The organism is Kineococcus vitellinus (assembly GCF_009906315.1).
GTDB lineage: Bacteria > Actinomycetota > Actinomycetes > Actinomycetales > Kineococcaceae > Kineococcus > Kineococcus vitellinus.
This window is the reverse complement of record NZ_JAAALL010000247.1, coordinates 1-6,664: the sequence shown is the minus strand read 5'-3', so window position 1 is coordinate 6,664 and position 6,664 is coordinate 1. Positions and strand designations below refer to the sequence as shown.

At 74.4% G+C, this 6,664-nt stretch carries 6 protein-coding genes; 3 read left to right on the top strand and 3 right to left on the bottom strand.

Translation table 11 applies throughout. The annotated features are described in order from the left end of the window. Positions 1–416 (bottom strand): TIGR03618 family F420-dependent PPOX class oxidoreductase (locus tag GTQ99_RS17875; protein WP_166617077.1); only part of this gene is annotated, 416 nt, incomplete at its 3' end. A gap of 24 nt (positions 417–440) precedes the next feature. Between GTQ99_RS17875 and GTQ99_RS27120 the strand changes: the two genes are divergently transcribed. Next, positions 441–932 (top strand): methylated-DNA--[protein]-cysteine S-methyltransferase, encoded by a 492-nt coding sequence (locus tag GTQ99_RS27120; protein WP_166617080.1) that lies wholly within the window; start codon positions 441–443, stop codon positions 930–932. Positions 933–997: 65 nt separating this feature from the next. Next, positions 998–2,017 carry a GNAT family N-acetyltransferase gene (locus GTQ99_RS17865; protein ID WP_166617076.1) on the top strand — a complete coding sequence of 340 codons (1,020 nt, stop codon included), beginning with the start codon at positions 998–1,000 and terminating at the stop codon, positions 2,015–2,017. A 9-nt stretch (positions 2,018–2,026) separates the two neighbouring features. Here the strand turns inward: GTQ99_RS17865 and GTQ99_RS17860 are convergent, their stop codons facing one another. Continuing rightward, entirely contained in the window at positions 2,027–2,548 is a 522-nt protein-coding gene (locus GTQ99_RS17860) for a low molecular weight protein-tyrosine-phosphatase (RefSeq protein ID WP_338075074.1), read from the bottom strand. Positions 2,549–2,683: 135 nt separating this feature from the next. Between GTQ99_RS17860 and GTQ99_RS17855 the strand changes: the two genes are divergently transcribed. After that, entirely contained in the window at positions 2,684–4,951 is a 2,268-nt protein-coding gene (locus GTQ99_RS17855; RefSeq protein ID WP_166617075.1) for an immune inhibitor A domain-containing protein, read from the top strand. An 18-nt stretch (positions 4,952–4,969) separates the two neighbouring features. Here GTQ99_RS17855 and GTQ99_RS17850 read toward each other — a convergent pair whose 3' ends face one another. Continuing rightward, positions 4,970–6,649: a sodium:solute symporter family protein gene (locus GTQ99_RS17850; protein ID WP_166617078.1), complete on the bottom strand. Its 1,680-nt coding sequence runs from the start codon at positions 6,647–6,649 to the stop codon at positions 4,970–4,972. Between the last annotated feature and the right edge of the window lie 15 nt (positions 6,650–6,664).

Sequence of the window (6,664 nt, the reverse complement as noted above, 5' to 3'; positions counted from 1 at the left end):
CGCCGTACCCGACCCGGGACCGCGCCCCAGCCGTGCCAGCGCTCGACCTCCACGAGCACGCTGACGCGGGCGCGGTCCCGGGTCGGGTACGGCGAGCCGGTGTAGTGGGTGGACAGCGCGTCGATGTCGGCGAGGTCGGTGTCGTCGCGGACCTCGACGGCGCGGCCCTGCACGCTGACGTGGGTGTACCAGTCGCCCTCGGCCAGCGCCGTCAGCGAGACGTGCGGGTCCTCGCGCAGGTGCCGCAGCCGCGCGCGGGCGGCGTCGAGGTTGAGCAGCACCCGGCCGTCGTCCTGCAGCAGGTACCAGGTCGCCACGGTGACGGGGTGGCCGTCGGGGTGGATCGTCGCCATGACGGCGGCGTTGGGCTTGCGCAGGAGGTCGACGACGTGCGCGGGCAGCGGAGGGGTGGCCATGTCTGGCACCGTACCGGGGTGCGCGTGCGCTGGACGGTGCTGGAGTCCCCGGTGGGGGAGCTGACGGCCGCCCGCAGCGGGGACGGCCTGGTGGGGGTCTGGTTCGCCGACCACCGCGGGGGCGTGCCGCTGGAGCTGCACGAGCGCGACGACGGCGCCTTCGAGGACCTGCGCGGGCAGCTGGCGCAGTACTTCGCGGGGGAGCGCACGCGCTTCGAGCTGCCGCTGGCCCCCCGCGGCGACGCCTTTAGCCGGCGGGTGTGGGCGGCGCTGCGGGAGATCCCGCACGGGCAGACCCGCAGCTACGGCGAGCTGGCGCGCGCGCTCGGCGGTCCCGGGTACGCGCAGGCCGTCGGCCTGGCCAACGGGCGCAACCCGCTGTCGATCGTCGTGCCCTGCCACCGCGTCGTCGGCGCCGACGGCGCGCTCACCGGCTACGCCGGGGGGCTGTGGCGCAAGCGCTTCCTGCTCTCCCTGGAGGAGCCCGCCGCCGACGAGGCCGGCCGGCTCTTCTGAGGCGCCGCCCGGGCGCCGCGGCGGGACCCTTGCGGCGTCGGCGCCGGCGGGCGTAGCCAGGAGGGGTGGACACCCTGCCCGGGCTGCGCACCCGCCCGCTCGCCGAGGACGACGCCGCCGCCTGGTGGCGGCTGCAGGAGCGCGCCGCGGCCGTCGACCGGCCCCCCTGCCGCGACAGCGAGGAGCGGCTGCGCTCGGTCCTGACCGCCGAGGGCTTCGACGCGCGGCGGCAGGGCCTGGCCGGCGTCGACGCGGCCGGCGAGCTGCGCGCGGCGGCCGTGGTGGGGCTGCGGCTGGGGGACGTCTCCCAGCTGCGCCTGGTGCTCGACGGCGTCGTGGACCCCGCCTGGCGCGGGCGGGGGGTCGGCACGGCCCTGCTGGCGTGGGGCCGGGCCACCGCGGCCGGGCGCGCCGCCGCGCGGCGCGCGGAGCTGGGGCGCGAGGTGCCCGGGGAGCTGCAGGTGTGGGTGGACGAGGGCCGCGAGGACCTGCGCCCGCTGTGCGAGCGGCACGGCCTGCGGGTGCGCCGGTTCTTCTCCACGATGCGCTTGGACCTGCGCCCCGGGCCGCCGCCCGCGCGCGCGGCGCCGCCGGGCTTCCGCCTCGTCGCCCTGGAGGAGGCCGGTGCGCTGCTCGGCGTGCCGTTCGAGCACGTCGACGAGCGGCTGCGCACCGTCCACAACGAGGTGTTCGCCGACCACTGGGGCTCGCAGCCGCTCAGCCGCGCCGACTGGAGCGCCTTCGTCACCGGCAGCCCGGAGCACCGCCGCGACCTGAGCCTGCTCGTCCTCGACCCCGACGGCGAGGTCGCCGCCTACGCCGACGTCCACGCCCACCCCGGCGACTGGCCCGCCCTGGGCTTCCCGCAGGCCGAGCTCGGCCACCTGGGGGTGCGCCGCCGCCACCGCGGGCGCGGCCTGGCCACGCTGCTGCTGGCGGCCGTCGCCCGGCGCGCGGCCGCGGCCGGGATGGCCGCCGTCGTCCTCGACGTCGACAGCGAGAACCCCTCCGGCGCCGTCGGGCTGTACGAGCGCGCCGGCTACGTGCCGGTGGCGTCCTCGAGCCTGTGGGCGGCGCCCGTCTGAGCGCCGCGGTCAGCGCCGGGCGAGCTGCTCGCGCACGTGCGCCACGACGGCGTCGGCGGCGGCCTCGACCTGCTCCAGCGTGGTCTCGAAGTCGCTGCGGTCGCCGTACCAGGGGTCGTCGATGTCGAGCGCCGACTCGTCGGCGAGCGCGCCGGGGCCCGCGGTGGCCGGGGCGGCGGGGTCGAAGGAGCGGTACACCCGCACCCGCCCGGCCGCCGCCGCGTCCGGGGCCTGGGTGCGCAGCCAGCGCGCGTGCCGGGCCGTCATGGCCAGCAGCAGGTCCCGGGAGGCGATCTCCTCGGGCGTCACCCGGTGCGCGCGGTGGCGCGGCACCTCGTAGCCGTGCTCGCGCAGCACCGAGGCCGCCCGCCGGTCCACCGGGTTGCCGTCCTCCTCGTCGGAGATCCCCGAGGAGTCGACGACGACCTCGTCGGCGAGGCCGGCGGCGGCGAAGCGCTCGCGCAGCACCACCTCGGCCATCGGGGAGCGGCAGATGTTGCCGGTGCAGACGGTCATCACGCGGTAGGGCACCGGGACATCCTGCCAACTGGTTCGGCCGGGCCTCTTGTGGCCTCGCTCTGCGTAGTGGAAGCTCACGCCACGTACTGGCGCTGGGCCTTCAGGGTGAAGACCGCCCGGCCGCCGGCTCGATCATGGAGGAGATGCATGGGTCTCGACCCCTCGCGCCGCGGCCGGCTGACGCTGGCCGCGCTGTGCGCCACGGCGCTCGCCGTCCCGGTCTGCGCGGTGTCCGCCGCCGCGGCCCCGCGGACGTCGGCGCAGCAGGCACCCGGGGACGTGCGGGTGCTCGGCGGCGACTACAACGGCGGCGCCCCGCTGCCGCTGGTCGCCGACAGCGGCTCCGCCGCCGCGGGTCGCAGCACCCTGGCCGCACCGCGCGCCGCCGACGGCGAGCTCGCCGTCGGCGAGCGCAAGGACTGGCCCTCGCTCGTCGACGGCGGCGTGACCCCCGACGGCGAGACCGTCGGCAGCGGCATCGACGTCCGCGGCTACACCCTGCGCGGGCTCGGCGAGAACATCGAGGTCTGGGTGGCCGACGACCTGTCGTTCCCCGAGGGCGACTGCCGCAACGAGGTCGGCGGCGGGGAGCTCACCCGCATCGGCGACGAGCAGGTCGCCGACTTCGTGCGGGAGTTCGACGAGACGATCCTGCCCGCGGAGTCGCGGGCGTTCTCGACGGCCCCCGAGCGCGACGGCAGCGGCGCGCTGCTCGACGAGGCGCTCGAGGGCGCCTACCCGGCGGACTACTGGAGCGGCGAGGGCCGGCGCACCGTCGCCCTCATCGACAACGTGCGCGACCAGAACTACTTCGACCCGACGAACGAGAACGGCCGCACGTACATCGCCGGGTTCTTCTACTCGACGTTCAACGAGCTGCTCGACCGCAACGTCATGACGATCGACGGCTTCGACTGGCTGCACCGCACCGGCGCCAACCCGCCGGACGACTCCGGCGACGCCGACTACCGGGCGTGCGCGGAACTCCTCCAGGGTTCGAGCCTGGGCAGGCCGTCGCCGCGCACCTACGAGGGGACGTTCGGCCACGAGTACCAGCACCTGCTGGAGTACTACGCCGACCCCGACGAGGTGTCCTGGGTCAACGAGGGGCTGTCGATGTGGGCCGAGGACCTGCTCGACTTCTCCGACCCCCGGCCCGCGCCGGACACCGAGGAGGCGGACAGCTACATCCAGACCTTCCTCGGCTTCGACGAGCAGCCCGGCTACGGCGGCCCCGAGCAGTCGCTCACGCAGTGGGGCGAGCAGGGTGACCCGGAGATCCTGGCCGACTACGGCAGCGCGTACGCGTTCATGCTCTACGTGCACGACCACTTCGGCGGCGAGCCGTTCATGAAGGCCCTGCACGACGAGCCCGAGGGCGGCCTCGTCGGCCTGGACGCGGTCCTGGACCGCTTCGGGCACCGCCAGAGCGCGCAGGACGTCCTGCACGACTTCGTGGCCGCGATGGCCGTGGACAACGCCCTCGACCGCGGTGCCAGGACCAAGTTCGGCAAGGGCGCCGCGGCCCTGAGCACCGCCTCGCTGTCGGCGAAGGTGAACTGGGACTCGCCGCAGTCGCACGCCTCGCCCGGTGCGCCGGTCAACGGCGCGGACTACGTCCGGCTGCGCGACCGCCGCGGCTACCTGTCCAACGGCCTGGTCACCTTCAACGGTGCGAAGAGCTACCCGACGACGCCGGTGGAGTGGACCGTCGGGGACGGCGCCCTCGTCTCCGGCAGCGGCAGCTCCTTCGACCGCGGCCTGGTGCGCACCGTGACCGTCCCCGCGCAGGACCCGACGATCGCTCTCGACCTCGACGTGGCGGCGGAGGAGGGCTACGACTTCTTCGTCGTGCAGGTCTTCGATCCCGCGAAGGGCGGCTGGGTGTCGCTGTCCAGCGAGGCCACCACCTCCGAGGACGCCGGCACCGAACCGCGCATCAGCGCCGCCCTGCCCGGGCTGACGGGGCGGGTCTCCGGGGTGCAGACGTACGACGCCTCCGCGTACGCGGGCCAGGACGTGCAGATCGCGCTGCGGTACCTCACCGACGGCGGTGTCGACGAGCCGGGCGTCACCGTCCGCTCCGTCGCCGTGGGCGGGCAGCCGCTCGAGCGCGCCACCGACCTGTCGACGTGGCAGTCGATCACGCAGGCCCACCCGGTCCCGGTGGCCGGCTGGACCGTGCAGCTCGTCGGCTACGACGCCAAGCGCGTCTCGGTCGTCCAGCTGCCCGTCGTGCAGACCCGCTGGGGCTGGTCGACGGCCGCTCCCGTCGACAAGGTCCTCGGCTTCAAGCCCGACGTCGCCGCGGTCGTGGTGACCGCCGACGACCCGACCGAGTCGGCGCCCGCCTCGGCGGCGCCGTACGACCTGTCCGTCAACGGCGTCCGGCAGCCGGGCGGTCTGGGCGGCTGAGCGGCCGCCCGCAGCGGCTCAGACCACCGCGAACAGCACGTAGCCGGCGACGGCCAGGGCGAGGACGAGGACGGACAGCACGGCGGGGGAGCGGTACCAGCCGGCCTCGCGCGGCACCGCGCGCACGGATGCCGGGGTGAGCGACCAGACCAGGCCGTTCAGCTCGGCCTCCGGCTTCGGGGTGCCGCCGCGCGAGACGACCCAGCCCACCAGCACCGCCAGGACGGTGGCGACGCCGCCGCCGAGGAAGCTCGAGCCCTGCCCGGACAGCGACAGGACGCCGACCTGGTTGAGGACGAAGATCGTCACGGCGCCCAGGGTGCCGCTGACCAGGCCCCAGAAGCCCCCGGAACCGGTGAGCTTCTTCCAGAACAGCCCGAAGACGAACACCGCGAACAGCGGGACGTTGAAGAACGAGAACAGCGTCTGGATGTAGTCCATGATGTTCGTGAAGCCGGCGGCGATGAACGCGGTGCCGATCGCCAGCACGGTGCCGATGACGGTGACCGCGCGGCCCACCCTCAGGTAGTGCGCGTCGTCGCGGCCCGGGCGCAGCCAGTCCTGCCACAGGTCGTAGGTGAAGACCGTGTTGAACGAGCTGACGTTGGCCGCCATGCCGGCCATGAAGGCCGCGAGCAGACCCGCGAGCGCGACGCCGAGGAAGCCGTTGGGCAGCAGCTCGCGCAGCAGCATCGGCACGGCGTCGTTGTAGGTGACGTCGCTGGGCAGGCCCTGCTTCAGGCTCTCGATGCCGGGTATGAGCACGGCGGCGACCATGCCGGGGATGATGATGACGAGGGCGACGAGCGCCTTCGGGATCGCGGCGATGAGCGGGGTGCGCTGGGCGGCGGAGGCGTTGCGGGCCGAGAACGCGCGCTGCACCTCGGTGAAGTTCGTCGTCCAGTAGCCGAAGCTCGTCACGAAGCCGAGACCGAGGACGACGCCGATCGTCGAGCCGATCGAGGAGCCGATGCCGGTGAGCTCCTGCGCCGGGAAGGGCTCGAGCATCTCCGTGCTGCCCTGGGCGGTGAGCCGGCCCACGAGGCCGTCCCAGCCGCCGACGCGGTGCAGGCCGACCAGCGTGATCGGGACCATCGTCACGACGATGACGAAGAACTGCAGCACCTCGTTGTAGATGGCCGCCGACAGCCCGCCGAGGAAGGTGTAGGCGAGCACGATGACGCCCGCGACGACGATCGCCAGCCACGTCGGCCAGCCGAGCAGGGCGTTGACGACGATGGCCATCGCGTAGAGGTTGACGCCGGCCAGCAGCACGGAGGCCACCGCGAACAGGACGCCCTGCAGGCGCTGGGTCTTGGCGTCGAAGCGGCGGCCGAGGAACTCGGGCACCGAGCGGACCTTCGAGCCGTAGTAGAACGGCATCATCACCAGCGCGAGGAACACCATCGCCGGGATCGCGCCGATCCAGTAGTAGTGGAACGCCTGCTCGCCGAACTGGGCGCCGTTGGCGGCCTGGCCCAGCAGCTCGGTGGCGCCCAGGTTCGCCGAGACGAACGCCAGGCCGGTGACCCACGCGGGCAGGCTGCGCCCCGAGAGCAGGAAGTCGAGGCTGGAGGAGACGCTGCGGCGGGCGATGAGGCCGATGCCGAGCACCACGACGAAGTAGAAGGCGACGAGCAGGTAGTCGACGAGGTGGGCGTCGATGCGCTGCGGGGCGCCGGCGAGGGCGGCGGGCAGGACGGCGGGCAGGAC